The organism is Rhodococcus sp. BP-349, assembly GCF_019835845.1.
In the GTDB taxonomy this organism is placed as follows: domain Bacteria; phylum Actinomycetota; class Actinomycetes; order Mycobacteriales; family Mycobacteriaceae; genus Rhodococcoides.
This window is the reverse complement of the sequence record NZ_JABUDR010000002.1, coordinates 385,790-410,684: the sequence shown is the minus strand read 5'-3', so window position 1 is coordinate 410,684 and position 24,895 is coordinate 385,790. Positions and strand designations below refer to the sequence as shown.

At 66.3% G+C, this 24,895-nt stretch carries 22 protein-coding genes and 1 pseudogene; 9 read left to right on the top strand and 14 right to left on the bottom strand.

The genetic code is table 11. The annotated features are described in order from the left end of the window. Positions 1–141: 141 nt before the first annotated feature. From HQ325_RS22800 to HQ325_RS12325, 3 genes are all read left to right on the top strand, one after another. Complete coding sequence (locus HQ325_RS22800; RefSeq protein ID WP_222629907.1) at positions 142–2,175, top strand: cellulase family glycosylhydrolase; 2,034 nt, start codon at positions 142–144, stop codon at positions 2,173–2,175. A gap of 435 nt (positions 2,176–2,610) precedes the next feature. Continuing rightward, positions 2,611–4,002, top strand: a complete 1,392-nt coding sequence (locus tag HQ325_RS12330; RefSeq protein WP_222629905.1) for a lipopolysaccharide biosynthesis protein — start codon at positions 2,611–2,613, stop codon at positions 4,000–4,002. A gap of 99 nt (positions 4,003–4,101) precedes the next feature. After that, complete coding sequence (locus HQ325_RS12325; protein ID WP_308117872.1) at positions 4,102–5,154, top strand: nucleotidyltransferase family protein; 1,053 nt, start codon at positions 4,102–4,104, stop codon at positions 5,152–5,154. Positions 5,155–5,157: 3 nt separating this feature from the next. Here the strand turns inward: HQ325_RS12325 and HQ325_RS12320 are convergent, their stop codons facing one another. Next, positions 5,158–6,927: an ABC transporter ATP-binding protein gene (locus tag HQ325_RS12320; RefSeq protein WP_222629901.1), complete on the bottom strand. Its 1,770-nt coding sequence runs from the start codon at positions 6,925–6,927 to the stop codon at positions 5,158–5,160. Positions 6,928–7,240: 313 nt separating this feature from the next. Here HQ325_RS12320 and HQ325_RS12315 point away from each other — a divergent pair, with 313 nt between their 5' ends. Together HQ325_RS12315 and HQ325_RS12310 are read left to right on the top strand one after the other, a co-directional pair. Next, complete coding sequence (locus HQ325_RS12315; protein ID WP_222629899.1) at positions 7,241–7,381, top strand: lasso RiPP family leader peptide-containing protein; 141 nt, start codon at positions 7,241–7,243, stop codon at positions 7,379–7,381. 145 nt (positions 7,382–7,526) lie between these two features. Then, on the top strand, positions 7,527–8,666 hold the full coding sequence (locus tag HQ325_RS12310; RefSeq protein ID WP_222629897.1) for an asparagine synthase-related protein: 1,140 nt from the start codon (positions 7,527–7,529) through the stop codon (positions 8,664–8,666). A gap of 1 nt (position 8,667) precedes the next feature. Here HQ325_RS12310 and HQ325_RS12305 read toward each other — a convergent pair whose 3' ends face one another. The 4 genes from HQ325_RS12305 to HQ325_RS12290 form a co-directional block, all read right to left on the bottom strand. Next, the gene (locus tag HQ325_RS12305) at positions 8,668–9,081 is read right to left on the bottom strand and encodes a lasso peptide biosynthesis B2 protein (protein WP_222629894.1); all 414 of its coding nucleotides are present in this window, start codon (positions 9,079–9,081) and stop codon (positions 8,668–8,670) included. Further along, positions 9,078–9,953 carry a hypothetical protein gene (locus tag HQ325_RS12300; RefSeq protein WP_222629891.1) on the bottom strand — a complete coding sequence of 292 codons (876 nt, stop codon included), beginning with the start codon at positions 9,951–9,953 and terminating at the stop codon, positions 9,078–9,080. Before HQ325_RS12300 ends, HQ325_RS12305 begins: the two co-directional genes overlap by 4 nt. Further along, positions 9,950–10,561: a hypothetical protein gene (locus HQ325_RS12295; protein ID WP_222629888.1), complete on the bottom strand. Its 612-nt coding sequence runs from the start codon at positions 10,559–10,561 to the stop codon at positions 9,950–9,952. The genes HQ325_RS12300 and HQ325_RS12295 overlap by 4 nt, the downstream gene beginning before the upstream one ends. A gap of 247 nt (positions 10,562–10,808) precedes the next feature. Next, positions 10,809–11,090 (bottom strand): PqqD family protein, encoded by a 282-nt coding sequence (locus HQ325_RS12290; RefSeq protein WP_222629885.1) that lies wholly within the window; start codon positions 11,088–11,090, stop codon positions 10,809–10,811. Between the two features lie 314 nt (positions 11,091–11,404). Between HQ325_RS12290 and HQ325_RS12285 the strand changes: the two genes are divergently transcribed. Then, complete coding sequence (locus HQ325_RS12285) at positions 11,405–11,875, top strand: DUF4383 domain-containing protein (protein WP_222629883.1); 471 nt, start codon at positions 11,405–11,407, stop codon at positions 11,873–11,875. Here the strand turns inward: HQ325_RS12285 and HQ325_RS12280 are convergent. From HQ325_RS12280 to HQ325_RS12250, 7 genes and pseudogenes are all read right to left on the bottom strand, one after another. Next, entirely contained in the window at positions 11,872–12,648 is a 777-nt protein-coding gene (locus tag HQ325_RS12280) for a CoA ester lyase (RefSeq protein ID WP_222630995.1), read from the bottom strand. The genes HQ325_RS12285 and HQ325_RS12280 overlap by 4 nt on opposite strands. A gap of 20 nt (positions 12,649–12,668) precedes the next feature. Then, complete coding sequence (locus tag HQ325_RS12275; protein ID WP_374107222.1) at positions 12,669–13,148, bottom strand: MaoC family dehydratase; 480 nt, start codon at positions 13,146–13,148, stop codon at positions 12,669–12,671. Continuing rightward, a complete protein-coding gene (locus HQ325_RS12270) occupies positions 13,145–14,323 on the bottom strand; it encodes an acyl-CoA dehydrogenase family protein (protein ID WP_222629880.1) in 1,179 nt (392 codons plus the stop codon). The genes HQ325_RS12275 and HQ325_RS12270 overlap by 4 nt, the downstream gene beginning before the upstream one ends. Before the next feature lie 213 nt (positions 14,324–14,536). Beyond that, positions 14,537–15,040, bottom strand: a complete 504-nt coding sequence (locus HQ325_RS12265) for a flavin reductase family protein (RefSeq protein ID WP_222629877.1) — start codon at positions 15,038–15,040, stop codon at positions 14,537–14,539. A 108-nt stretch (positions 15,041–15,148) separates the two neighbouring features. Further along, a pseudogene (locus HQ325_RS12260) lies at positions 15,149–16,837 on the bottom strand (VanW family protein); the annotation flags it as partial. A 244-nt stretch (positions 16,838–17,081) separates the two neighbouring features. After that, the gene (locus HQ325_RS12255; RefSeq protein ID WP_261778197.1) at positions 17,082–18,344 is read right to left on the bottom strand and encodes a reverse transcriptase family protein; all 1,263 of its coding nucleotides are present in this window, start codon (positions 18,342–18,344) and stop codon (positions 17,082–17,084) included. Positions 18,345–18,625: 281 nt separating this feature from the next. Continuing rightward, on the bottom strand, positions 18,626–19,924 hold the full coding sequence (locus HQ325_RS12250; protein WP_222629871.1) for an acetyl-CoA C-acetyltransferase: 1,299 nt from the start codon (positions 19,922–19,924) through the stop codon (positions 18,626–18,628). 127 nt (positions 19,925–20,051) lie between these two features. Between HQ325_RS12250 and HQ325_RS12245 the strand changes: the two genes are divergently transcribed. Continuing rightward, complete coding sequence (locus HQ325_RS12245; RefSeq protein ID WP_222629868.1) at positions 20,052–21,401, top strand: 3-oxoacyl-ACP reductase; 1,350 nt, start codon at positions 20,052–20,054, stop codon at positions 21,399–21,401. A gap of 5 nt (positions 21,402–21,406) precedes the next feature. Then, positions 21,407–22,288, top strand: coding sequence for a MaoC/PaaZ C-terminal domain-containing protein (locus tag HQ325_RS12240; protein WP_222629864.1), 882 nt, complete (start codon positions 21,407–21,409; stop codon positions 22,286–22,288). 45 nt (positions 22,289–22,333) lie between these two features. Here HQ325_RS12240 and HQ325_RS12235 read toward each other — a convergent pair whose 3' ends face one another. Together HQ325_RS12235 and HQ325_RS12230 are read right to left on the bottom strand one after the other, a co-directional pair. Next, entirely contained in the window at positions 22,334–22,918 is a 585-nt protein-coding gene (locus HQ325_RS12235; protein WP_027506190.1) for a TetR/AcrR family transcriptional regulator, read from the bottom strand. A gap of 64 nt (positions 22,919–22,982) precedes the next feature. Continuing rightward, complete coding sequence (locus HQ325_RS12230) at positions 22,983–24,164, bottom strand: glycoside hydrolase family 3 N-terminal domain-containing protein (protein ID WP_222629861.1); 1,182 nt, start codon at positions 24,162–24,164, stop codon at positions 22,983–22,985. Positions 24,165–24,249: 85 nt separating this feature from the next. Between HQ325_RS12230 and HQ325_RS12225 the strand changes: the two genes are divergently transcribed. Then, positions 24,250–24,717: a universal stress protein gene (locus HQ325_RS12225; protein ID WP_222629859.1), complete on the top strand. Its 468-nt coding sequence runs from the start codon at positions 24,250–24,252 to the stop codon at positions 24,715–24,717. Positions 24,718–24,895 lie beyond the last annotated feature (178 nt).

Genomic DNA, 24,895 nt, shown 5'->3' with positions numbered 1-24,895 from the left:
ACATTCCCTGTCACACTTCACAGCATGCATTCATTTTCGAGTCGTCGACATTCATCTGATGGTGACGAATCACATTCTTTCACCAGACGTCTTTTTCTTGCAGCGACGTCGACAGCCGGCATCGTCACAGCCATCGCATCCGTGGTGCGTTCGCCTGAGGCATCAGCTCAGACGACCACTGCACCGCTGCCTCTCCTGTCGGATCTGAACGGCATCCTCCCTCCCACTCAGGTCACGGTGTCGTGCAGAACGGCCGGCAGCCTGCAGGTGTCGTGGTCTCCGGGTTCGATCCCCCGCGGATCGATGCGCTGCAACGTCTATCTCGACGGAGTTCTGGCAGCCACGTCCTGGGGCGTGAGTGCGACGATCACGGGCTTGGACACGACCATCGACCATGCCGTCTCGGTGGCGACGTTGAGCGCCGACACCAAGGAATCGGAACGGTCGGCCACGATCGTGCGTCGGGCCGTCGTCGACGACGACACGGGGCTGACGCCTCCGTTTCTCGTAGCGGTGCCCTCGTTCGGTGCGGTACATCTTCGGTGGGCGCACGCGGGTCCAGGCAGGAACAAGTCACCGGACACCTATGCCGTGGTCGGTCGTTCCGGCGAGACACTGAAGACCGTGGCCGGTGACCAGACGAACTGCTTCGTCACCGGCCTCACGGTCGGGGCCACGACCGAACTCTCGTTGGAGAGCAGGAACTCCACAGGCGCGCGGATTGCCAGGGCGCGAAACAGCATTCGCGTCGTGCCGTACGCGCGGGTGATCAGTACGGACACGACACCCCCCACCACCCCGAGCTCTCTGGTTCTGACCCGCGGAAACACGATGGTGTCGGCGACCTGGCGGGCGTCGACGGACAACGGGTCGGGAGTACTCGGGTACAAGATCTTCGTGGACGGGCGCTTCCGAACGGCAGTGGAGGGTTCTACATCCGCTGTGGTCGGCGGGCTGCGAAACGGCGTCGCCTACAAGATCACGGTGTCGGCCTACGACGCCGACGGAAACGAGTCGGCCCGCACGCCCGCGAAGACCATGACCCCGTCCACAGCGGGTGTGGCGATGACCCCGGCGCTGCAGAGGCCGAGGTTCGGTACGACGGCGGGCACGCTGATCGACCCCGACGGCACCACGTTCGTGCCGATCGGCGCCAATGTCAATGGGCCGTGCTTCATCTGGCTCGACGACACCGCCGGCCACGCTGCCGATGCTGCGACGTCGTGGCAGTGGACGTGTGTCCGTCTGAACATCAACGTCCGCGACTACTCCGTCGGCTCGGGCTACGTGTATCTGAACAACAACAAGCTCGACGCCATCGTCGAGGAGTACACGGCCCGAAAGATCGTGGTGATCCTCGCGCAGCACTCGTCGTTCGGTGGGACCGGGGCCGGTTCCCATCTTCCCACCGGAGCAGGTTCTTCCGGCGACCCCACGGGCCGCTCGAGCGAGAAGGCGGCAACCGACTGGTGGGTCGAAGCGGCGAAACGATATCGCGCGAATCCGTACGTGTGGTTCAACCTGTACAACGAGCCCGGGCCCGACCTCGCCGGCCTGGACGCTCAGTACCGGAGAATGCTCGCTCGTGTCCGGGCTGTGGCGCCCGACGCCACCATCGTTCTCGATGCCGCAGCGTTCGCCAACGACATCCCGACGTCGTCCCGCATCGGCACGGGCACCGTTCTCGACCAGGAGAGCTTCGTCCTCGGCTACGGACAGGGACTCGACTCGACCTTCGGCCCTGCGTCCGGCTATGGGCCACTCGTGTTCTCCGTCCACCTCTACGCGCGGTGGGCAGTCGACTGGGGCGGCCAGGGACGCGTCACGGACGCACAGCTGGCGGCTCGCCTGCGGGATTACGTCCAGCGCACCAGAGCGAAGAATTTGCCGCTCGTCATCGGTGAACTCGGAGTCGAGGCGTACGCGTTCGACGCCGACAGTCAGTGCGTTCGCGTTGCTCTCTACGAGCAGGGCGTCCACCCGGTCGCAGGTGTGAGCACCGCCACTGGTGTACTTGTCGAGCAGCGAGTCGGCGTTCTCGCATGGCACAGTGCACGAGTGAGCGGCATGAACGTGGCGCTCCCATCGATGTATTGGTGGACGGCAAGGACGCGCGCCGATGCGAATCCACGTCCACACGCGGGCGCAGGTTTATGGGACTACTCGCATATGTGAGCGTCGACTGCCCGCTCGAAAGACAGCACCGTCGGGGCCTCTAGGGATGGAGTAGTAGAAATGCGCTTGCACTTCATCCCATTCAGCGACGCCCGCATACGGTCGATCGAGTCGAGTGAGTCGCTCACCTCATGGGCTCAACGGAGTCACCGAAAACATGTCATTATCAGCGGACTTCGTGGAACGTAGGAGATGCCGAATGTTTGTCACGTCCATACATGAATGAGCGGATCCGACACTGGAACGCAGTGTTGCGCAAGTAGGACGGACTGGCTTCGAACCGTCTCGTGCGCCATATGAACTGATACGACGATCTCATTCCCATGTGACGAAATACATTCTTGAAGGCGCATAGCAAATGGGGGGAAATTGCCTGAACACTTGACTGAGTGGGACGTCTCACCTGATGATGTCAGCAGCCTGGCCCGCCGCGGTGTGAAGCAGACCACCACGATACGCCTCGTCAGCTTGGCCGTTCAGTTCATCGGCGCGGCAGTCATTGCTCGAATCCTCGGCCCGTCTGCGCTCGGACTAGTTGCCCTGGCAACAGTGGTCACGGCATTTGCCGGGATATTCAACGACATGGGGATCGGGTCTGCGCTGGTCCAACGCCCCAAGCTCGATGAAGCAACGTTGTCAGCGGCCTTCTTATTGAACCTCATTGTGGGTGCGGTTCTGACGCTGGTGGTCAGCGCGACGGCGCCACTTGCATCCCGGTTCTTCGGCTCTGATGATTTGACACCCGTCCTGCAACTCTCATCGCTGACTCTCGTGCTATCTGTATCGCTCGTTCAGAGAAGTCTGCTCACCCGTCAGATGAAATTCGCGGCCGTCATGGGCCTCGACTTCCTCTACGGTTTCGTCTCAACTGTGTTGAGCGTGGTGATGGTTGCGCTCGGTGTCGGCGTCATGGCCATACCCCTGGGCGCCATCACCGCAACGGTCGTGTCCAGCATCGTAGCGGCTGTCCTGTGCCCTTGGCGCCCGAGACAACTTCCGACGCGCGCATCATTGACCGCGCTTTGGCATTACTCAGCCGGACTACTCGCCTTCAACATCATCAATTACATCGGGAACAACCTCGACAATGTGTTGGTTGGGAAATATCTCGGAGCATCGTCGCTAGGTCTATACGCCCGAGCATTCAACTTGATGCAAATACCCGTAGCAAATCTCACGAGAGTCCTGGGAACTGTCATGTTCCCGGCCCTCAGTACTCTTCAGAATGACCGGCTGCGATTCGAGCGCGGTTGGCTCACCGGGACAAAACTGGCGGTGATGCTGGGCTCGCTCGTTGCCGTCGTCACGTCGGTGACCGCGAGACCTCTCGTGGAGTTGCTCTATGGCAGCCAATGGACGGAGATGTCCCACACCCTGGCGATCTTGATGTGCGCCGTGCCTGCGTACGTATACGCCAGCAATGCGTCCCCGATTTTTCTGGCACTCGACGCCACCGCCCTCCAGTTCAAGCTCGGATTACTCACTGTTGTAATCAGGATTTTGTCTATCACTATTGGCTTGCAATTCGGTTATGAAGGTGTTGCTTGGGGCCTATTGGTGGGAGCCTACATCAACATTGGAGTAACGACCGTTCCAGCGATGCGATTGGCGCAGATCAGGGTACTTCCGGCATTGCGGTCGTATTGGACGTTAGCTTGTGCGGTAGCAGTTTCAGCCACCTCGGGGCTCGGCGTTATCGCTATGACCGGGCATTGGCCGAACCTGCTTGTTGTCGTCTCGGTCGGCAGCGTTTGCACCGCAATCTACTCGGGGATAGTGTTTCTGCTTGACCGAGAACTCCTGGGCGCGCTGCGCGGGCGACGTTAGGCCAAGTTGTTGAAAATCCGACGCGACGAGTCGAATCCGTACGCCCTCGCATCCGACACGCTGACTCGACTAGTACGCGACATTGTCCTCGGCGCGCCCGTGGGAAGGGTGTTGGCACAACACCCTTCCGGCCTCGACTCGATCGTTTCCGCGGACCTGGCCCCACTCGTCGCGGAGAACCTCGACGCACATGACTTTCGTATTCCTGACACATTGCGCCAAGCCCGCACCCGCGCGATGATCGACCACTTGACGCGGCTGCGGGATCTGCGAGTCGTCTCCGACGTCCTCCACGCCTCAGGTGTTCGATGGCTGTTGTTCAAAGGACCCGCAGTAGGGGCCATGTTGTACGAGCGACCTGAGAGCAGGTTGTACAACGACCTGGACATTCTCGTCCACCCGGCCGATTTCTCCGTCGCTCTTGCAGCGTTGCTCGACGCCGGTGTACGTCTTGTGGACCAGAACTGGCGCATGATCTCCACCAAGCGCCAGGGCGAGATCAGCCTGGCCGTCGGAAACACGGTGGTCGATCTGCACTGGCACTTCTTCGCGTCGGAGGTCGCGAGAGCGCAGATTCCACTGCGCATCACCTCGCCCATCGAGCGGAGAATTCCGATCCGTATCGGAGGGATGACGGTGCCCACCCTCGACCCCGTCGATACTGCGATCTTTCTCGCGACACACGCTGTGTTGTCTGGCGGTCACAAGATCAAGTGGTTCTACGACATTCATCGAGCATTCAGTTTTCAGGCGCTCGATCCAGCCGAGCTCAGCGATCGGGCGAACGAGTACGGGGTGGCGCTGCTCGTCGCAGTGATGGTCGAGCGCGTCGCCCATTTCATCGATCCCACGCTGCGCGGGACCCTCGACGATCTGCAGGCCGACACGGCGTGGCGACATCTGTGCAGGGTCATCTCCCCCTTTGCACCGCCCGAGTCCTACGTGGACGGCAAGTACACCGGCCGCGCCGTGTTCAGCGCAACCAGACTCACCTCTGCGTCGAGCCTGAACCAGCTGCGTCGCAACACATCACACGTGATCCTGTCGCGGAACCGTCGGTCGGCGGTCACCGACCGATCCACGCTGCACACCGCGGCCGGAACAGCGGCGGACAAAGAGGAATGGCTCGCGTATGTCGAGTCTCACGGCTGACCGTCACAGGGTCGTGTCGTACCCCGCGGACTGCATGGTGAAGAGCTCAGCGTAAGTACCGCCCGCTGCCATCAATTCGTGGTGAGTACCGCTCTCGATGACGAGACCGGACTGCAGGACATAGATCCTGTCCGCCAATCTCACATTGGCGAATCGATGCGAAATGAGAAGCGCGGCACGGCCGTCGAGGATCGTGCGCACGTCCTCGAAGAGTTCACTCTCGGCGCGCGGATCGAGGGCCGCGCTGGGCTCGTCGAGAACCAGCAGGGGGGCCTTCTTGAAGAGGGCGCGCGCCAACGCCAAACGTTGCCACTGGCCACCGGACAGGTCCATGCCCTCGTCGATGTCCCGCCCCAACACTGTGTCGAACCCGTGCGGTAGACGGTCGATCACATCAGCGATGTGAGCATCGTCGGCGGCATCACGAACGGCGGACGGGTCACGCTCGCCGAGGCCGGCCAGCGCTATGTTGTCGGTGACATCGAGGCTGTATCGCCCGAAGTCCTGGAACACGGTGCCCACGTTCGCGCGCACCACATCGGGGTCGACCGTGACTCCGTCCCACCTGACTTCACCGCGATCGGGCCGATACAGGCCGCTGACGATCGTGGCCAGCGTGGACTTTCCGGATCCGTTCTCGCCCACCAACGCCACCACTTCGCCGGCGCCGATGTGGATACTCACCCCGCACAGCGCCGCCCGGTCGGACTGCGGATAGGAGAAGTGAACGTCCGTCAGGTCGACCCCGTGTGCGAGCGTCAGGGAACCGGCGTCGGACGTGGGGTGAGTCGGCCACCGAAGAAAGTGGCGAAGTTCGTTCACGAAGGGCTGCGCTTCACTCAGCCCGTTCATCGCGCTGTACAGCGACGCGAGCTGGGTACCGAGGAGTCTCGCTGCGATGACCGCGGCACCGGCAGTGGCCAAGGTCAAGGTGCCGCTCTCGAGGAGGTACACGATGATCAGCAACGCCCCGGCGAGACTCACGGTCGCCACGAGAACCTGGGCGGTGGCCAACACGGTTCTCGTGCGGATGTGCCCGCTCAACGCGGACATGAAGGTGGTGTTGACGTGTGCATGTCGAGTGGTCAGGTGTTCTGCGGCACCGAAGGACCGAACCTCCGCTGCGAACTGACGTTGCGTGAGTACCTGGCGGATGCTGTATGCCAGTAGGTACAGCCGGCTGTTACGTCGCGCGAACTCGAATTCCACGCGGCTCGATCGCCTGGAGATCAAGACCGTCGGTACGGCTCCCAGCAACAGGACTGGCGCGATGGCCGGTGCCAGTACGAGTAGCACGACGACCATCGTCGTCGTTCCGATCATCCCACCCACGAAACCGAAGAGCGATCGGGTCATCGCCAGCGGCCGGGACATCCCTTCACGCTCGATCTCGGAGAAGCGCGAGATGAAGCCTGTGTCCTCGTAACTGATCAGATCGACGGACGACACGACCCCCAGGACATCCGACCAGATGACCTGCTGAACCTTCTCGCCGAGAATGCGCTCCTGCTGGGCGCGAATTGTCGCGGATCCCGACACCAAAGACATTATGACGGTGAGAATGAGGAGAGGCCACAATAATGCAGTTGCACTGTCGTTATTCTGCACTAATTCCAACACCGCTTTTGCCGCGAGCACGATCGCGACCCCGGCCACCGCCGCAGCGATCTGCGCAGTTCCGGTGGCGACGGTCCGCACCCGGTCTGCCCTCATGGCCAGAGCGAGTGCGAATCGCGCTGCGGCCACGGGCCCGGATCGGAGTAGCGCTGGCATCGTTCCCCTGTCGTGTAGCCGCGTGACCTGGAGGGATCATGCCACTTCCCCGGCTTCCTCCGTGCGAGGCGGTGAGCGGTCCGCCGCCGGAGGGTCAGGCTATCGCGACCGCGATGCAGCGGCGCACCATGTGGCGACAACGGGTCCGAAGCGAACACGTCGACGCTGGGAGACGGCTCCACCAGTCGCGATCGTAAGCATTGCTAATGTCGCGTAATGCAGCGTTAACACACGAAACTTCCCTCAGGACGGGCCGCTGTTAATCTTCGAGAGCGCAGAAATCTCTGCGATCCCAGTACGAAAGGCGGAGCCCATGGCTTCCTACAATGCACCCCAGATCACCGACCTCGGCACGCTCGCCGAGCTCACTCTCGCTCCCGGAAAGTCCGGCGGCAAGACCGACGGAGCTGTCTTCAACAACATCCCGCTCGGCGGAGAGCTCACCTTCTCCTGATTCACCCGACCGCGGATGAGACGCCTGATCGGGCGTGTCATCCGCGGTCGTCTGTTCGATGGTGCCGCCGCACCAGTAGAGAACCCGCGCAGGACGTGGAGACAGGACTCGCATGTTCGGGTACACCAGTCCTACCGACACGTCGATGACTTCACTCGAATGTGCGAGTTCGGCATTGTCGGGATTCGACCGGAACGCACAGTCACTTCCCGATGTCGGCCCCGTTCCGCCGAAGGCGGCGTTCCACGGCGTCATACGAGATGCGTTGCTGCGTCCACCGTGCCTCGTGAGTTTCTCCGGGGGCCGGGACTCGTCGTCCGTGTTGGCCGCTGCGGTCAGCGTGGCGAGAACGGAAGGGCTTCCCCTCCCCGTTCCTGTGACGATGTCCTTTCCCGCCGACACGGCGTCACACGAGGAGTCGTGGCAGCACCTCGTGCTCGACCACCTCGGGATCACGGACCGCATCGTGCACGAGCTGCACGACGAGATGGACATCATCGGACCGGACGCCACCGCAGTACTCGATGCACACGGCCTGATGTTCCCGATGAACGTTCACTTCCATCGCCGCATCTTCGCGGACGCCGCCGGGGGAACCGTGCTCACCGGCCTCGGCGGCGACGAGCTGGGCAACGCGGCGCGCGAACGATGGACCGAGAGATCCCTCGCGGCAGGCGACGTCACCGGGCGAACCCTCAGCAGCCTCTCCTACCACCTGAGCCCCAGGGTTGCCCGGATCGCCGTCGACATCGCGCGCACTCGCACCGGAGATGTGGCGCACCCCTGGCTGAACGGCACTGCGCGACGTGAACTACGAGTTCTGAGTGCGCTCGACCGGGCGTCGGAACCACTCGGCTGGAGTCGTGTTCTGCGTGAATGGATTCCGCGGCACCGCTACTTCACCGTGGTACGAGACTCGTTCGACCGAGTTGCACGTGACACGGGTACCACCGTGCTTCACCCATTCATCGAACCGGCCACGCTGTCGGCTCTCGCCTCACACAACCCGTTCGTCGGTGTCGGCGGCCGGCGCGCCCTCCTCCGTGTGCTCATGGGCGAGGATCTTCCGGAATTGCTCGTGACCCGAAAGACGAAGGCAGAGTTCGGTAACTCGTTCTGGACGGACAACACCCGCCGATTCGCGCAGAGCTGGACCGGCGGTGGATTCGGCGACATTGCTCGCTACATCGACGAGGACGGCCTGCGAGCGGAGTGGTCGAAGCAGGTACCCGACGCACGCAGCATGCTGCTGCTGCAGCAACTCTGGATGAACGCTTCACACTGACTCACTGCCGCGTCACCTGCGCCGGGATGCGATGGATGATCCGGTAGAAGCGGTTCGATTCGTACGTGGACTCGTAGTCCAACCATGCGTGCGCAGCGAACGTCGCATCGCTCTTGTCGACGCCGATCATCACGTCGGCGGACACGCCGTGACCCGCCAGCCACCGCTGCTTGATGAGTGATCGCTGCAGACATGTCGGATCGAGCCTGCGCAGTGCGGCGTCGACTCCGCGGCGGGCGCCGGCAGGAAGGTCGGGTGGCGGCCGGACGACTGTTCGCACACCGTCCGTCTTCAGGTCGCGGGATGCGAAGTAGTACGCCCTGCACACCCACCACGCCGCACGGACAGTGTGCGGCGACCATCGCGGCGATCGCGGAGTCCGCAGGTACGTCGCCAGATCCTCCGGAATCGTCATCGCACGTCACCGCGACCGTCGATGTGATCGAGCAGCGCACCCATGGAATCGTCCATGGCTGCCCAGTCGCGCGGCCTGCTGAACGCCAGCACGGGCTTGGTGATGACTTTCAACCAGGGAATCGGGAACATCTGGCTGATGATGAAGCCGCGGTGCGGAGTCAGGACCGCGGCACGGCGTTCCACGGCAACGTGTTCGACACCCGGCGCCGACGCATCGTCGTCGAACTTCAGGGCGACGAACCCGGCGAGCGGCGGCGACAAGGGCACCGGATCGACCTGGTGGCGCCACCGACGACGCGTACCCACCACACCGATGTCTTCGCCGAATCCGAAATGATCGGCCGCGGTCTCGCGCAGGTCGATGCATCGGGGCCCGGCCCGGATGACGTCGCCGTCCGTGACGATCGCGTCGTCCCCCACCACACCGATACCGCGGGCGGCACACCAGGCCAGAAAGCTGCTCTTGCCGGACTCTCGGGATCCCACGACACCCCAGGCCTTCCCCCGGCGGTCCAGGAAGGACCCACCGTGAAACACCAACTCGCCGTTCCAGTCCGCGTGCACGACGGCGGTCGACACCAGCAGCGGATGAATCATGGCGGCTGCGGCCGGCGTCGGCGTCTGATGCACGAGCGTCGTCGCCGAACGTCGATCGATCTCGGCGTATCCGCTGGGTGCAAGATGCAGGAGGCCGCGGTCCCGGTCGAACATCTGCGGCGGGCGGGGATCCGCAGAGTCGCTGCCGGACAGATGAATGCGCCACTCCGGCCAGGACTCCGTGCCGGTGTTCAGCAGATGCTGGTAGGGGCTCTCGGGCAGGGAGAGACCGTAGGCTCCACGCGCCGTGGTCGGGCTCGGTGTCACCGTCACGACATGCTCGATTCGGTGGTGGCGTCGAGCGTCTCGAACAGTGATCGCATCGCCGTGTCCTCCGGCGGGTTCCCACGCCGGCTGGTCGCTGCGAACGCCGGCACCGTCAGCGCCTGAAGCCACGGCTGTTGATGGTGCCGGGCGATGTCCACTCTGCGACTCCGTTTCAGCAGTCGTGCCCGCTCGGGCACGCCCAGTGGCCGTAATTCTCTGTCAGGACCATGGACGAGGGTCAACCATCCCCCCAGCGGGGCAGTGGTCGGCACCTCCGGAAGTGCGACCCGCCAACGCCTTCGGTTGCCGACGACGCCGATGTCGTCACCCAGGGCGTAGTGCCGCGACTCGTTCTCGTCGAGATCCAGCAAGCGGGGACCGGCGAAGACCTCGAGCCCATCGGTGACGACGAGGTCACTTGCCAGAACGTCCAGTCCGTGTGCAGCACACCACCCCAGGAACATGGTCCGGCCGCCTTCACGATCCGACAATATTCCCCAGGCGCGTCCACCCCGGTCCAGAACCGCCCCTCCGTGAAACGCGAGCCTCTGCTGCCACCCGGCGACCACGAGAGCGGTGGACACCAGGATCGGATGCGCGAAGGCATTCGTCACAGGCACTCGGCCGTGGCACACGGTCGTTCGAGACGACGCACGATCGATGTGAACATATCCGCGTGGGGCGCTGTTGAGACAGGACTCGTTCGAATCCCACTTCTGAGCCGGCCGCTTCACCAGCGGTGACGGATCGATGGCGACCTTCCACGGTGTCCAGCTGGTCGGCGCCGGTACGAGCCACCGCTGCCCGGGAAGGCCGGGGAGTCGTAGCCCGTACGCCCCACGGTCGGCGAGAGTCCGCGACTCAGTCGGTTCCATCGGTGACGGTCACAATCTCCCGTGCCGCCAACTCGGTGACCAGAGCATCGACATCCTTCGCGGCGACGTTCTCGTCGATTCCGTACTCGTCCGTCAGCGCGGCGACGAGAGCTGTCGACGTCGTGCCCGCGACCAGCAGCGGCCAGACGAACGATCCGGCATCGTTCAGCGAGAAGTAGCGAGAGCCCTCGAGGTCGAGGATCACCACTTCCGATCCACTCTGAGTCCACGTGAAACGTGATTCGCGAACCGCAAGCTTTGTCGTCATGCCACTCCTCGATGCGTGTCGTGGGAACGTCCACGTCAGCGAAACCATACCGTGTGTCATCGATCAACCCTGTCAACATACCGATGACCGTTTTCTGCGCCAAGTACCCTCATCGTCGCATCTCTGCGCGCACTTCGCGCATCGGTCGGTCAGCCGACACCGGACCGAACCGGCAGAGGTTCTCGTTCGCGCGTCCCGTTCGGTCGAACGCGTCGGGCGTCGTTTCTTCCGTCCGTTTGGAGTCCCGACGACCGGCTATCCGCTCGCCGCCGGAGCGGGGATCGCCTGCTCGCACAATCGGAAGGAGTTCTGCCATGGCGAACACGAACAGAGCGGGCCGTACCGTGGTCCGCCGGTCACCGGTCCAATGGGGAGCACTGATCGTCGGCGTCGTGTTCCTGCTCGTCGGTGTGCTCGGATTCGTCCCGGGCATCACGACGGACTACGACATGCTCACCTTCGCGGGCCACCACAGCGGAGCCATGCTCCTGGGCATCTTCGAGGTGTCGATCCTCCACAACATCGTGCACCTGCTGTTCGGCGTCGCAGGCATCCTGTTCGCCCGCGCTCCCTCGAGCGCGCGGCTCTACCTGATCGGCGGCGGCGTCATCTACCTGGTGCTCTTCGTCTACGGACTCGTCGTCGACCATGACAGCAGCGCGAACTTCGTGCCGCTGAACGACGCCGACAACTGGCTCCACCTCGCGCTCGGCGTCGGCATGATCGGGCTGGGTCTCGCACTGCCGCGCGTCGTCACGGGCACCACGGCGACACCGACTCGCTAACCGAGTCCACGCAGGATGCGCTCGGCGTGCCGAATCACCGGTGCGTCGACCATCCTGCCGTCGACGGTGAACACTCCGCGCTCGGTGGCGGCGGCAGCGACGACCCGACGTGCCCAGTCCACCTGATCGGTTGTCGGGGTGTAACACTCGCGAATCACCGCGGCCTGCGACGGGTGCAGTGCCACCTTGGCGTCGAATCCCACTGCGACGGCATCCTCGGACTCGGCGCGTAGCCCGTCGAGATCGGCGATGTCCAGATACACCGAGTCCAGGGCCTGCCGCCCGAACGCCTTGGCCGCCAGCAGGGCAGCCGACCGAGCGTGCACGGCCACATCGCGATACGACCCGTCGGCACGTCGCGACGACGCTCCGCCGAGCGCGGCCACCAGATCCTCCGCACCCCACATCATCGCCTCGCACCCGTCGGCTGCGCAGATCTCCGCAGCATGCAGGATCCCGAGCGGAGTCTCGACCAGGGCGATCACCGACCGTGGGGCCAGAGCCGACACGTCCTGCGCCGATTCGCATTTGGGCACCATCACGCGGTGATACGCCGTGGTGGACAGCGCTGCCAGATCCGCCTCGAAGTACTGCGTCGATCGTGCATTGACACGGATCACGGTACGGTCCGGATCGAGCGGGGTGTCGACGACGGCCTGCCGAGCCGCCTCCTTGTCACCCGGAGCCACCGCGTCCTCGAGGTCCAGGATCACCACATCCGCTGCGGCGGCGGCCTTCCGGTAACGCTCCGGCCTGTCGGCGGGGCAGAACATCCAGACCGGACCGAGGCCCGTCACGAGGCGGGGGCCATCCGGACGAGCGTCTTCCGCACGGCACGCGCGACGACGTCACCGTGCTGGTTGCGACCCGTGTGCTCGAACGTCACGACACCTTCTCCGGGCCTGGACGCCGACTCTCGCTTGTCCGCGATCACCGTCTCGCCGTACAGGGTGTCGCCGTGCAGCATCGGCTTCGGAAAGCTGATCTCCGAGAACCCGAGATTCGCGACGATGGTGCCCTGCGTCAGCTGGGCGACGGAGAGCCCGACCAGCGTGGAGAGCGTCCACATCGAGTTCACCAGCCGCTCCCCGAACGCCGTGTCCGCGCTGTACGCGGCGTCGAGATGCAGCGCCTGCGTGTTCATCGTGAGTGTGGTGAAGAGAACGTTGTCGGCCTCGGTGACGGTGCGCCCTGGCCGGTGCTCGTAGACGGTGCCCACCGTCATCTCGTCGAACCACAAGCCGCGCTGAACGATCCGCTCGGTATCGGTCACAGCCCCACCTGGCGCGCGATGAGCATCAGCTGCACCTCCGTGGTGCCCTCACCGATCTCGAGGATCTTGCTGTCGCGGTAGTGCCGCGCGACGGTGTACTCGTTCATGAACCCGTAGCCGCCGTGCACCTGCGTGGCGTCGCGCGCGTTGTCCATCGCGGCCTCCGACGAGATCAACTTGGCGATGGCGGCCTCCTTCTTGAAGGGCTTGCCTGCCGACATGAGAGCTGCGGCGTCGTAGTAGGCCGTCCGAGCCGCGTAGGCGCGTGCCTCCATGCGGGCGATCTTGAAGGCGATGGCCTGGTTCCGGCCGATCGCGGTACCGAACGCCTCGCGCTCCTTCGCGTATTTCACACTCTCGTCGACGCACCCCTGCGCCACACCCACGGCGAGGGCGGCGATCGCGATACGACCCTCGTCGAGAATCTGCAGGAAACCGGCGTAGCCGCGCCCTTCCTCGCCGAGCAGATTCTCCTGTGGGACCCGAACATCAGTGAAGGACAGGGGGTGAGTGTCCGAAGCGTTCCAGCCGACCTTGTCGTACGCGGGACCGGCTTCGAAACCCGGGGTGTCCGTCGGCACGATGATCGACGAGATCTGTTTGCGCCCGGAGGCATCGGTGCCCGTCACGGCGGTCACCGTCACCAGCTTCGTGATGTCGGTGCCGGAGTTGGTGATGAACTGCTTCGACCCGTTGATCACCCAGTGGTCACCGTCGCGCACCGCCGTGGTGCGCGTACCGCCGGCGTCGCTGCCGGCGCCGGGCTCGGTCAGGCCGAAGGCTCCGAGCGCCCGGCCCGACGTCAACTGGGGGAGCCACTCCTTCTTCTGCGCATCCGTTCCGAAGCGGTAGACGGGCATCGCGCCCAGGGAGACACCGGCTTCGAGCGTGATCGCGACACTCTGATCGACCTTGCCCAACTCCTCGAGGGCGAGGCACAGCGCGAAGTAGTCGCCGCCCATGCCGCCGTACTCCTCCGGGAACGGCAGTCCGAACAGGCCCATGTCCGCCATGCCGCGGACCACCTCGTAGGGGAACGTGTGGTCTCGATCGTGCTGCGCGGCGACCGGGGCCACCACGGTGCGTGCAAAGTCGCGCACCGTGGCGATCAGTTGCTGATGCTCGTCGGACAACAGGCTGTGCCCGGCTCCGGCGTTTCGGGTCGACGTGGTCATACTGCATCCTCTTTCGAGTCCGTGGTCGTGCGTGCGATGACCGCGGTTCGAGCACCGTCCAGCATCGGCTCGGCCAGTTAACAGTCACTAACCAGGACAGTAAACGATGATTAACTGAAAGTCCACGGTGGCCGTGGGCACGCGGCTGTGGCCACGCGATCGCGCGAGAATCTGCGGATCCGCAGATATCGGCTCGATAGTGGAGGACGAGACTCAGCGCTGCTCGACGACCAGCTTCCGGAAGCGACTGCCCTGGAACACGATGGGCGCGACGTCGGAGTGCACCTCGAGGCCGTGCACGCGCAGCAGCACGATGGCGTGGTCACCCGCCGGCAGCTCCTGCTCGATCGTGGTGTCGAGCCACGAGGACGCGCCGTCGATGAAGATCGCCCCGTCGGGCGTCGTCTCCAGCGTCAGGCCCGCGAACCGGTCACCCGTCTTCGCCGCGAGGCTGCGCGCGGCCACGTCGTGGGCCTCGCCGAGAACGCTGATGCCGATGTGCGTCGCGTCGCGGAACTTGGGCCACGTGGTCGACGTGTTCTGGATGCACACCGCGACCAGCGGCGGGTCGAGCGAAACCGACACGAAACTGCTCGCGGCCAGACCGACCGGCACGTCGCCGATGCGAGCCGCGATGGCGACGACGCCACTCGGAAAGGTGCCGTATGCCTGACGGAGGGTCGCCTGGTCGAGCTCGGAGGCTGCGGTCTGACTCATGGAACCCCACGGTAGGGCCGCGCGCCATCCACCGCCACCATCCCGGGCCCGGCACTGGGCAAGGTCACAGCCCCTGGATTCGGATCACGCCGAGCCCAACGGCGGGCCTCACTCGCAGCGGACGATCGGCACCGGGTCGTAGCGCACCGTGCGCGTGTTCCGCGAGATCTCCGCACCCGTCGCCGCGTCGCGGATGATCCGGGTGTCGCTGGTGGTGAAGCCGGGTGCTCCGCTCGACGCGACACACTGGTCTCCGCGCGGCAGCCGGACGGTGTCCGGCGTGGTGGGTCGGCTGCGCGAGCCGGTGATCGACTCCACCTCGACGGTCTTGGTTCCCCACAACCGCACGGTGACGGACGACCCGTCGGCGAACGACTCGACGACCACACCCGTCGACGCCGGGTTCCGGAACTGGAGGTCGATCGCGCCCTCGAAGACCGTCGCCTCGCGGGCCTCGGGGTAGCGGCTGATGTAGTAGCTGTGCTCGGTGTGATCGACGTCGTCCATGCCGCCGAAGTAGCCGGCGTTGTACAGGGTGGTGGCGAACTGGCTGATGCCTCCGCCGACGGCGCGATCGGGTCGGCCGTTGTCGATGATGCCCGACTCGACGAACCCCTGCGCCGTCCCACGGGGACCGGTGTAACCGTTGAGCGAGAACGTCTCGCCCGGCTTCACCACGGCGCCGTTCACGATGTCCGCCGTGAGACCGATGTTGACACCCGACGCGTACTCGAACCCGCCGGTCGTGTACTCGCTGATCACTTCCCGGATTCCGAGAGCGTTCGCCGCGTCCGTGGTCAGTGCCGCAGGGCGCGGCCCGTACTGCGCGACGGTGGTGCGCGCGTCACCGGACGCCGCCAGCAGGTCCGGCAGGGTGGCCAGTGTCTCCGGCCAGCGCACCTCGGTGCCGTCGACGGACGGAACCACCACGGGTCGGCCCCCGGAGAAGTCGAATCGCGCGTCGACGGGCCGGGTCTCGGTGGCCGCCAGCCCGGGCGCGAGGATGCCGATCGCGGCATTCGTGTCGTACACCGGCCGCAGACCGCCGTCGTCGTCCGGTTCGAAGCTCAGGACCTCGCCGACGCGATCGGGTGCGAGCGTCGTCGTCGCACCGTCCTCGCCGGTCACGACCACGGGCGCCGACACGGCGGGCGTCGCGACATCCTGGATCGCCGCGTCGATCGCGGCGGCGTCGACCCCGACCTCCTCGACGAGAACGGGGAGATCCACCGGACCACCCTCGGCCCACTCGGTGCGGAACGTGGACGCCGCACCCGGCACGTCGAGCGTGCGACCGGGAACGGGGCCGACGGGGCGGGGCACCCCGCCCTCGATGACGACGTCGCCCTCCACCGCGGGACGGTCGACCTGCGCGGACAACGACCCGACGGCGGCGGTGAGCGCGGCGTCGTCGACCGTGGACACGACACCGATCTCGCGGGTGCCGAAGAACGACGCGATCCTGGTGAACGGGGAGAGCGGCTGGTCGCCGGCACGATCGAGGGTGGCGCCCCAGTCGATTCCGAGACCGGCGGCGGCAGGGGTGAGGGTGGCGGCGACGTCGTCCGCGCGTACGTCCACGGGGACATCGGTGCGCGGGCCCAGTGCGTCGCGGAGCCGGTTGTCCGCCTCCGCCACACTGCGGCCGCCGACCTCGACGCCCGCGACTGTCACGCCGCGAGGGATGTCACCGGTGGAGGTGAACCAGTCTGCGGCGTAGAGCAGTGCAGCGACTGCCACGACACCGCCGGCTGCGGACAACGCGATGGTGCGGCGGCGAGTGGAGCGGGTGCCCTCGGGGGCGGTCCGGTGCTCGCGCTGCGCCGGTACGTCCTCGGTCACCGAGCTCCCTTCCGTCGTGCCGAACAGGGACAATTGCCCTCCGCTCGAGCGTACCCACTCGGGTCGGAACCCGATCCACACGAAGACGGCTCCGCATCGCTGCCGGGTCGGGGGTCAGGCAGCGATGCGGAGCCATGAGGAGTATCGCCGGACGACCGGACTCGTTACAAGTCGAATCAGACCGAACGTCCCGAATTTGTCACGACTCCCAATCGACCCGTTCCGCCATGGCGAGAAGTCGTGCCCGCCGCGAAGGACTGCTTTCGCCTATCCAAGCGATCTGTCCGTACACCGAGGCACGGAAGTCCGGTAGACCTGCATGGTTCTGGGCCGCCGCACCGGTACGGGCACTGTTGTGGAGCAGGGCACGGAGTGCGTCGTAGCGCTCACGGGGCGCGGCGGCGCTCGTATTGACCACCAGCCCGGCAAGCATCTGCCGGCGGTGCGCACGCGCAACGTGAGTCTTGTCACTGTTCACAACGAAGCCCTCGTCCCGCACGATGCGGTCGAGCGCCCACAGCAGCGTGCCCACATCGGTGTCCGCCGGGCCCGACAGCGCCAGGTCGTCGGCGTAGCGGGTGTAGACGAGCCCACGGGCGCGGGCGAGACCCGCGACGCGACGGTCGAGTCCGCGGGCCACCAGATTGGCGAGCGCGGGCGAGGTCGGTGCCCCCTGCGGGAGGTGCGGGACGCGCAGCAGTGCCGCCTGAGTCCGGGGCAGAGCGGCGACCTCGTCGACCGGCATCGCGGTGGTGCAGACGCCGGCGAGGACCGACGCCACCCGGTACGGGTACCCGCAGGCCTCGAAGACGGCGCGCACGCGCGGCCTCGTCACCGTCGGGAAGAAGTCCGCGAGATCGACCCGGACGACGACGTCCCGGCCCTCGTGCGGGCGCGCGAAGGTCACGGCACTCCGACCTGCCCGGAAACCGTGAGCGGCCGGATGCGGCACCACGTGGTCGACGATGCGATGCAGAACGCGCCGCTGCATCTCGCGCAATCGCGGCTTGGGGATCTCGAGGATCCGCGTCCCGCCGCGACTCTTAGCCACCTCACGAGCCCGGTAGTGGCGCAGCGGCGGAGCCGCCCGACGCAACCAGCCGCCGACGTCGGCGAACCAGTCGAGTTCGGAGACGGTGACGTCCAGGGACGCGGCGAGCTCGGCGGTCGTCGCGAACGCGGGAACCCCGAAGCGCACCGCCGGAGTGGGACGGACGGGCGGCGCGGGGAGGACGAACGGATCACCGGGATACCCGATGACCTCGAGGAGTTCGGCGGCGACCTCCGTCGAGTCGGGTGCATGGTTACGCCGCTCGAGGAGCCTGGTGATGAGGGTCTCGACGTCCGCGACGTGCTCGAACCGGGCCAGCACCTCACCGAGCTCGGTGCTGTTCCACGCGATGTCGACCACGCGCGGTGCGATCATGCGCGCTGTGCGGTGATGCCAGAACGACTCGGACATCAGCGAGGTGTGGTCCGGGGACGTGCGGCGGGGCGAGGCGACCTGAGACTCTCGTCGTCGTCGCGCTCCAGCACGCGGAGCGTGCCGAGGTGCGTCGGACGCAGTGCCCGATTCCGTGAACGTACCCGAGGGTTTCCCTCGAGGAGGGTCGCGCAGGACCCACTCTCGCCTCGCCACCGCTGCACGCCGCTACTCTGCCAGACCCAGACCGCTCGGTCCGGCAAACGGCAGAGGACCCGGCCACCCCTCGCAGCCGGGTCCTCGTGTTCGGTACGGGAGGCTCAGGCCTCCACGATGGCCGTGATGCCCTGGCCACCGGCGGCACAGATGGAGATGAGTCCGCGGCCGGAACCCTTCTGCGCCAACATCTTCGCGAGCGTGGCCACGACGCGTCCACCGGTCGCCGCGAACGGGTGACCTGCGGCGAGCGACGAGCCGTTCACGTTCAGCTTGCTGCGATCGATCGATCCCAGCGCACCGTCGAGACCCAGACGCTCCTTGCAGTACTCGTCGCTCTCGAAGGCCTGCAGCGTCGCGAGCACCACGGAGGCGAAGGCCTCGTGGATCTCGTAGTAGTCGAAGTCCTGCAGCGTCAGGCCGTTGCGCTCGAGCAGACGCGGGATGGCGTACGTCGGCGCCATGAGCAGCCCGTCCTTGTACGAGCCGTTGCCGTGGATGTAGTCAACGGCCGCGAACTCCGAGTCGACGAGGTGCGCGAGCACCGGCAGGTTGTGCTGCGCGGCCCACTCGTCGGTGGACAGCAGCACGGAGGACGCGCCGTCGGTGAGCGGCGTCGAGTTGCCGGCCGTCATCGTGGCGTCGCCCAGCGAGGTGCCGAACACGGGCTTGAGCTTGGCCAACTTCTCGGCCGTGGAATCCGGACGGAGGTTGTCGTCGCGGGTGAGACCCAGGTACGGCGTGACCAGGTCGTCGAAGAAGCCACTGTCGTAGGCCTTCGCCATGTTCTGGTGGCTGGCCGCGGCGAGAGCGTCCTGGTCCTCGCGGCGGACGCCGAACTCCTTGGCCGTGACGGCGGCGTGGTCGCCCATGGACATCCCCGTGCGGGGCTCACCGTTCTTCGGGATCTCGATGCCCAGCATCGACGGGCGGACGCCGGCGAGCAGCTTGAGCCGGTCGGCGGTGCTCTTCGCACGGTTGAGTGTGAGCAGGAACTCGCGCAGTTCGTTGTTGACGCTGATGGGCGCGTCCGAGGTGGTGTCGACGCCGCTGCCGATGCCCACGTCGATGCGGCCCGATGCGATGGCGTCGCCGACGGCGATGACCGTCTGCATGCTGGTGCCGCAAGCCTGCTGCAGGTCGAAGGCCGGCGTGTACGGGCTGAGCGCGCTGCCCAGGACGACCTCGCGGGTGAGGTTGAAATCGCGGCTGTGCTTGAGCACCGCACCGCCGGCCACGAGGCCGAGCCGCTCACCCTGCAGGTTGAAGCGGGACACGAGACCGTCGACGGCAGCCGTCAACATGTCCTGGTTCGAGGCGTTGGCGTACACCTTGTTCGAGCGTGCGAACGGTATTCTGTTTCCACCGAGGATCGCGACGGGGCGCTTCTCTTTGCTGGTCATCGAACGATTCTCCCTGTGCGCAGATGGCGCGGCCACGGTCGGGGCCGCTTCGTCGTGGACTCTATTCTTACTCACGAGTAAGTTACTTGTCGATACCGTTCGACATACCCGACACGAAGGTAGGAACATGGCAGCCACCAAGGGAGCCCCTGACCTCTACTCGCAGTTCCTCTCCTCTGCTCCCGGCGCGTTTCTCGCCAAGCAGGCGGGACTGCCGAAGCCGGAGACTCTGCGTCGCTACCAACCGGGCGAGCCCCCGCTCGCCGGCCCGGTCCTGATCGGCGGCAGCGGTCGCCTCGTCGAGCCGCTGCGCGTACTGCTCTCGGACTACCCCGCCGCGAGCCCACACGACGACAAGCTGGGTGGCCTCGTGTTCGACGCCACCGGCATCGAGAACATTGAGCAGCTCGAGCAGCTGTACCAGTTCTTCCAGCCCGCGGTCCGCAACCTCGGACCGTCGAGCCGCGTCGTCGTCCTCGGCACCACGCCCGAGGAGACCGGCGACATCGAGGAGCACATCGCTCAGCGCGCCCTCGAGGGCTTCACCCGCAGCGTCGGCAAGGAACTGCGCCGCGGCGGCACCGCGCAGCTGGTCTACGTCTCCCCCGATGCCGCTCCGGACCTGTCCGGTGTCGAGTCCACCCTGCGCTTCCTGCTCTCGGCCAAGTCCGCGTTCGTCTCCGGCCAGGTCATCGCCGTCGGCAAGGACGGGTCCACGGCTCCCGCCTCGTGGGACCGGCCGCTCGAGGGCAAGGTCGCCCTGGTCACCGGCGCCGCCCGCGGCATCGGCGCCACCATCGCCGAGGTGCTCTCGCGCGACGGCGCGCACGTCATCTGCGCCGACATCCCCGCGGCCGGCGAGGCGCTCTCGCAGACCGCCAACAAGGTCGGCGGCACGTCGCTGGCACTCGACGTCACGGCTCCCGACGCCGCCGAGGTGCTCGAGAAGCACGTGAAGGAGCGGCACAGCGGCGGCCTCGACATCGTCGTCCACAACGCCGGCATCACGCGCGACAAGCTCCTCGCCAACATGGACGACGGCCGGTGGAACTCCGTCATCGGCGTCAACCTCGCCGCACCCCACCGTCTGACCACCGCTCTGGTGAAGTCCGGCACGCTGAACGACGGTGGACGCGTGATCGACGTGTCCTCCATCGCGGGCATCGCCGGCAACCGCGGCCAGACCAACTACGGCACGTCCAAGGCCGGCGTCATCGGCCTGGTGCATGCCGAGGCACCCGAGCTGGGGAAGAAGGACATCACCATCAACGCGGTGGCGCCCGGCTTCATCGAGACCGCCATGACCGCAGCCATTCCGTTCGCCACCCGCGAGGCCGGCCGACGGATGAGCTCACTGCTGCAGGGCGGCCAGACCGTCGACGTCGCGGAGACCATCGCGTACTTCGCGAGCCCGGCCTCCAATGCCGTCACCGGTCAGATCGTCCGCGTGTGCGGCCAGTCCCTGATCGGAGCGTGAGCGACGTGGCCACGGTGACCCCGCTCGACGGCCCGCCGAGGATCCGCGACATCTACACCCGCGCGGCTCTCGACTCGCTGCCGATCATCGGTGGTGGGAAGCGCACGCCGACCGCACCGGACATCACGTACACCCTCAGCGGCATCCGCGTCGATCGGGACAACCTCGCGACGTACGCCAAGGTGACGGGCCTGCGACTCAGCGACACACTGCCGCTGACGTACCCGTTCACTCTGGTGTTCCCCACCGTGATGTCCCTGATGGTCACCAAGGACTTCCCGTTCGCGGCCATGGGATCGGTGCACGCGGAGAACGTGATCGAGAGTTTCCGTCCCATCGGGACCTCCGAGCCGCTCGACATCGCCGTCCGTGCGGAGAACGTTCGCGAGCACCGGAAGGGATTGCTCGTCGACGTCATCAGCGACGTGTCGGTGGGCCGAGAGTTGGTGTGGCGGCAGACGTCCACCTTCCTCAGCCTGCAGAAGACGTCGCTGTCCGGTGGACCGCGCGAGGCCCCGCCGGCCGACGAGGTCCCGCCGCCGCCCACCTCGACGCTGCGAGTGGATCAGAAGACGATCTCGCGCTACGCGGCCGTGAGTGGTGACCGCAATCCGATTCACGTGTCGTCGTTGGGCGCCAAGGCTTTCGGCTTCCCGCGCACCATCGCGCACGGAATGTGGAGTGCAGCGGCCGTACTCGGCGCCGTCGACGGCAAGATCCCGGACCGCGTCACGTACTCGGTGCGCTTCGGCAAGCCGATCGTGTTGCCGGCCAAGATCAACGTGTACGCCGAGCGGGTGGGCACGGGCGTCGGGCCGGGACAGTGGGACGTGGCGCTGAAGCACCCGAAGAAGGGCTACCCGTTCCTGACGGGCACCCTGCGCTGATCCCCGTGGCGGGGGCTGCGTCGTGCGGTCCCCGCCCTGGTGGCGTCAGGCCCGAAGCCCCCGCCACGCCAAGCTCTCGAGAAGATCGACTGCTTGGTGCACGTCGATCTCGCCGCCGGCCACCCTGTCGGCCACGGCCTCGCCGGCACCGACCAGGGCGACGGCCATCAGTCCGAAATTGTGTTCCGGCCGCGGGTCCTTGGTGCTCATCTCGAGCAACGACGCAGTGAGGCTGATCAATCGATCGCGGCTGCTCTGCACCTGACCGGCGAAGGCCTGCTGGCCGATCGCCTGCCGGTAGAGCACCATCCACGACGAGCGATGCTCGTCCACGAACGTGAGGAACCCGAGCAGCGCCTTGCGCAACTGCTCCCGAGGAGTGAGTGTCGGGTCCGCTGCAGGCGTCATCGCGGCGACGAACTCGAGGCCCTCACGATGGATGCAGGCGGCGAAGAGCTCGTCCTTGCTGCCGTAGTACAGATACAGCATCGGTTTCGAGATCTCGGCCCGTGCGGCGATTGAGTCCATCGATGTGCTGTGAAAGCCGTTCTCGGAGAACACCTCGATGGCGGCGTCGAGCATCTGCTGCTCGCGGACGGCGCGCGGCAACCGCTTGGTTCCGCCTGCCATGCGTCCTCCCCGGAGCTGTCCGCCGTACGACGTCCCGACTCTACGTCACCGTCCGCGGGACGGGTCAGGCGCAGCCGAGGGCTCCCTTGGCCGTGAGCACGGTCCGGGCCGCGTCGTCGACGCGTGCATCGCTCAGTTCCCCGGACGCCACCGCCGCCTCGAGACGGTCGAGCACGCTCGGCACGGCGTCGGTGGTGATCCAGAGGGCGACGTCGGCTCCGGCGACGAGAGCGGCCAGCGCCGCGTCCTCGATGCCCAGTCGCGACGTGATCGCCGCCATGCCGGACAGATCGTCGGTGAAGATCGGGCCGGTGAACGGCGCCGCCCCGTAGCCCGTGCCGTCGCGCAGCAGCGCCATCGCGGCGGGACTGATGCTGGCGGGCTCGCCCTCGGTCGTCAGCCCCGGAACGTCGAGGTGTCCGACCATGGCACCGACTCCGGTCGTCACCAGATCGCGGAACGGAACCAGATCGCGGGCCTGCAGTTCGGACAGCGGCGGTGTGGTGACCGCGCCGGTGTGCGAATCGCCCGATCCGGAGCCGTGTCCCGGGAAGTGCTTGATCACGGGCATGACGCCCGCGTCACGCAGACCGCGCGCGGCGGCTCCGGCATATGCGACGACGGTGGCGGGATCGTCCGAGTAGGACCGATCACCGATCACCGAGTCGTCGGGCTGGCTGCTCACGTCCACGTCGGGAGCGAAGTCGACGGTGATGCCGAGATCACGCAGTCCGCGTCCTCGTTCGAGCCACATGTCGTACGTCTGCTCGGGGGTCATGGTGGCCGCGGTCTCGCGTGCCGACGGCACCGAACCGAGCAGGTCGGCGGCACGCGACACCCGGCCGCCCTCCTCGTCGATGGTGACCATGACGGGCACGGTGGCGGCGGACTGCATGCGATCGACACCGCCGCCGGTGAGCATCGTCTTGTCGGTCCAGCTGCCCACGAACACACCGCCCACCTGCTCGGCGCCCACCACGGCGACGGCGTCGTCGGTCCCGGTCACCCCGACCGTCAGCAATTGCGCGAGCCGCTGCCGCAGTGTCATGGCGTAGAGGGCGGTGGCACACGCATCGGGCGCCACCGCGGGCATGTCGGACGTCGACACGACGGCCGTCGGAGCGGAGGACGGTGCTGCGTCCGCACCGGCGGTCGTGGGTGTGGGAGCCGCGGTGTCCCCCGTCCCGCACGCCGTCGTGGCGATCGCGCACATCGCGACCAGGGACAGAACTCCGCGCCGGTACATACCCGAAACGTTATCGCGTGAGCCTCCCCCCGACCCGACCGCGACGGTAAGATCGTCAGCCACCGCCACAAGCCTGGAGGCCCTCATGTCCTGTGACGTCATGTTGATCGCGTACGACGGTTCGGACAACGCGCGCAGGGCGGTGGACTACGCCGGCAGATTCCTCCAGGCGAAACGTGCCATCGTGCTCACCGCGTGGGAACCGATGGTGCGGCAGGCCGCCCGCATGTCCGGGCTGTCGGGAGTGATGGCGCCGGAGTGGCTGCCGGACGAGCAGACCGAGGACATCGCGCTCGCCGATGCGAGGGTCACCAACAGCGAGGGCCTCGAGCTGGCGGTCCGCGCCGGCATCAACGCCGACGGGCGGTGCGAGGAGTCGCACTCCGCCATCTGGACCACCATCGTCGAGACGGCGGACGAAGTGAACGCCGACATCATCGTCACCGGGACGCGCGGCCGGACCGGTCTGCGATCGCTGCTGCAGTCCTCCTGCGCTGATCTGGTGCTCAAGCACAGTCATCGTCCCGTGCTGATCGTGCCGCCCGGCAGATGAGTGGACGGGCAGGCCGGAGGCCGGTCGAGGTGAACGGGCAGGCCGGAGGCCGGTCGAGGTGAACGGGCAGGCCGGAGGCCGGTCGAGGTGAACGGGCAGGCCGGAGGCCGGTCGAGGTGAACGGGCAGGCCGGAGGCCGGTCGAGGTGAACGGGCAGGCCGGAGGCCGGTCGAGGTGA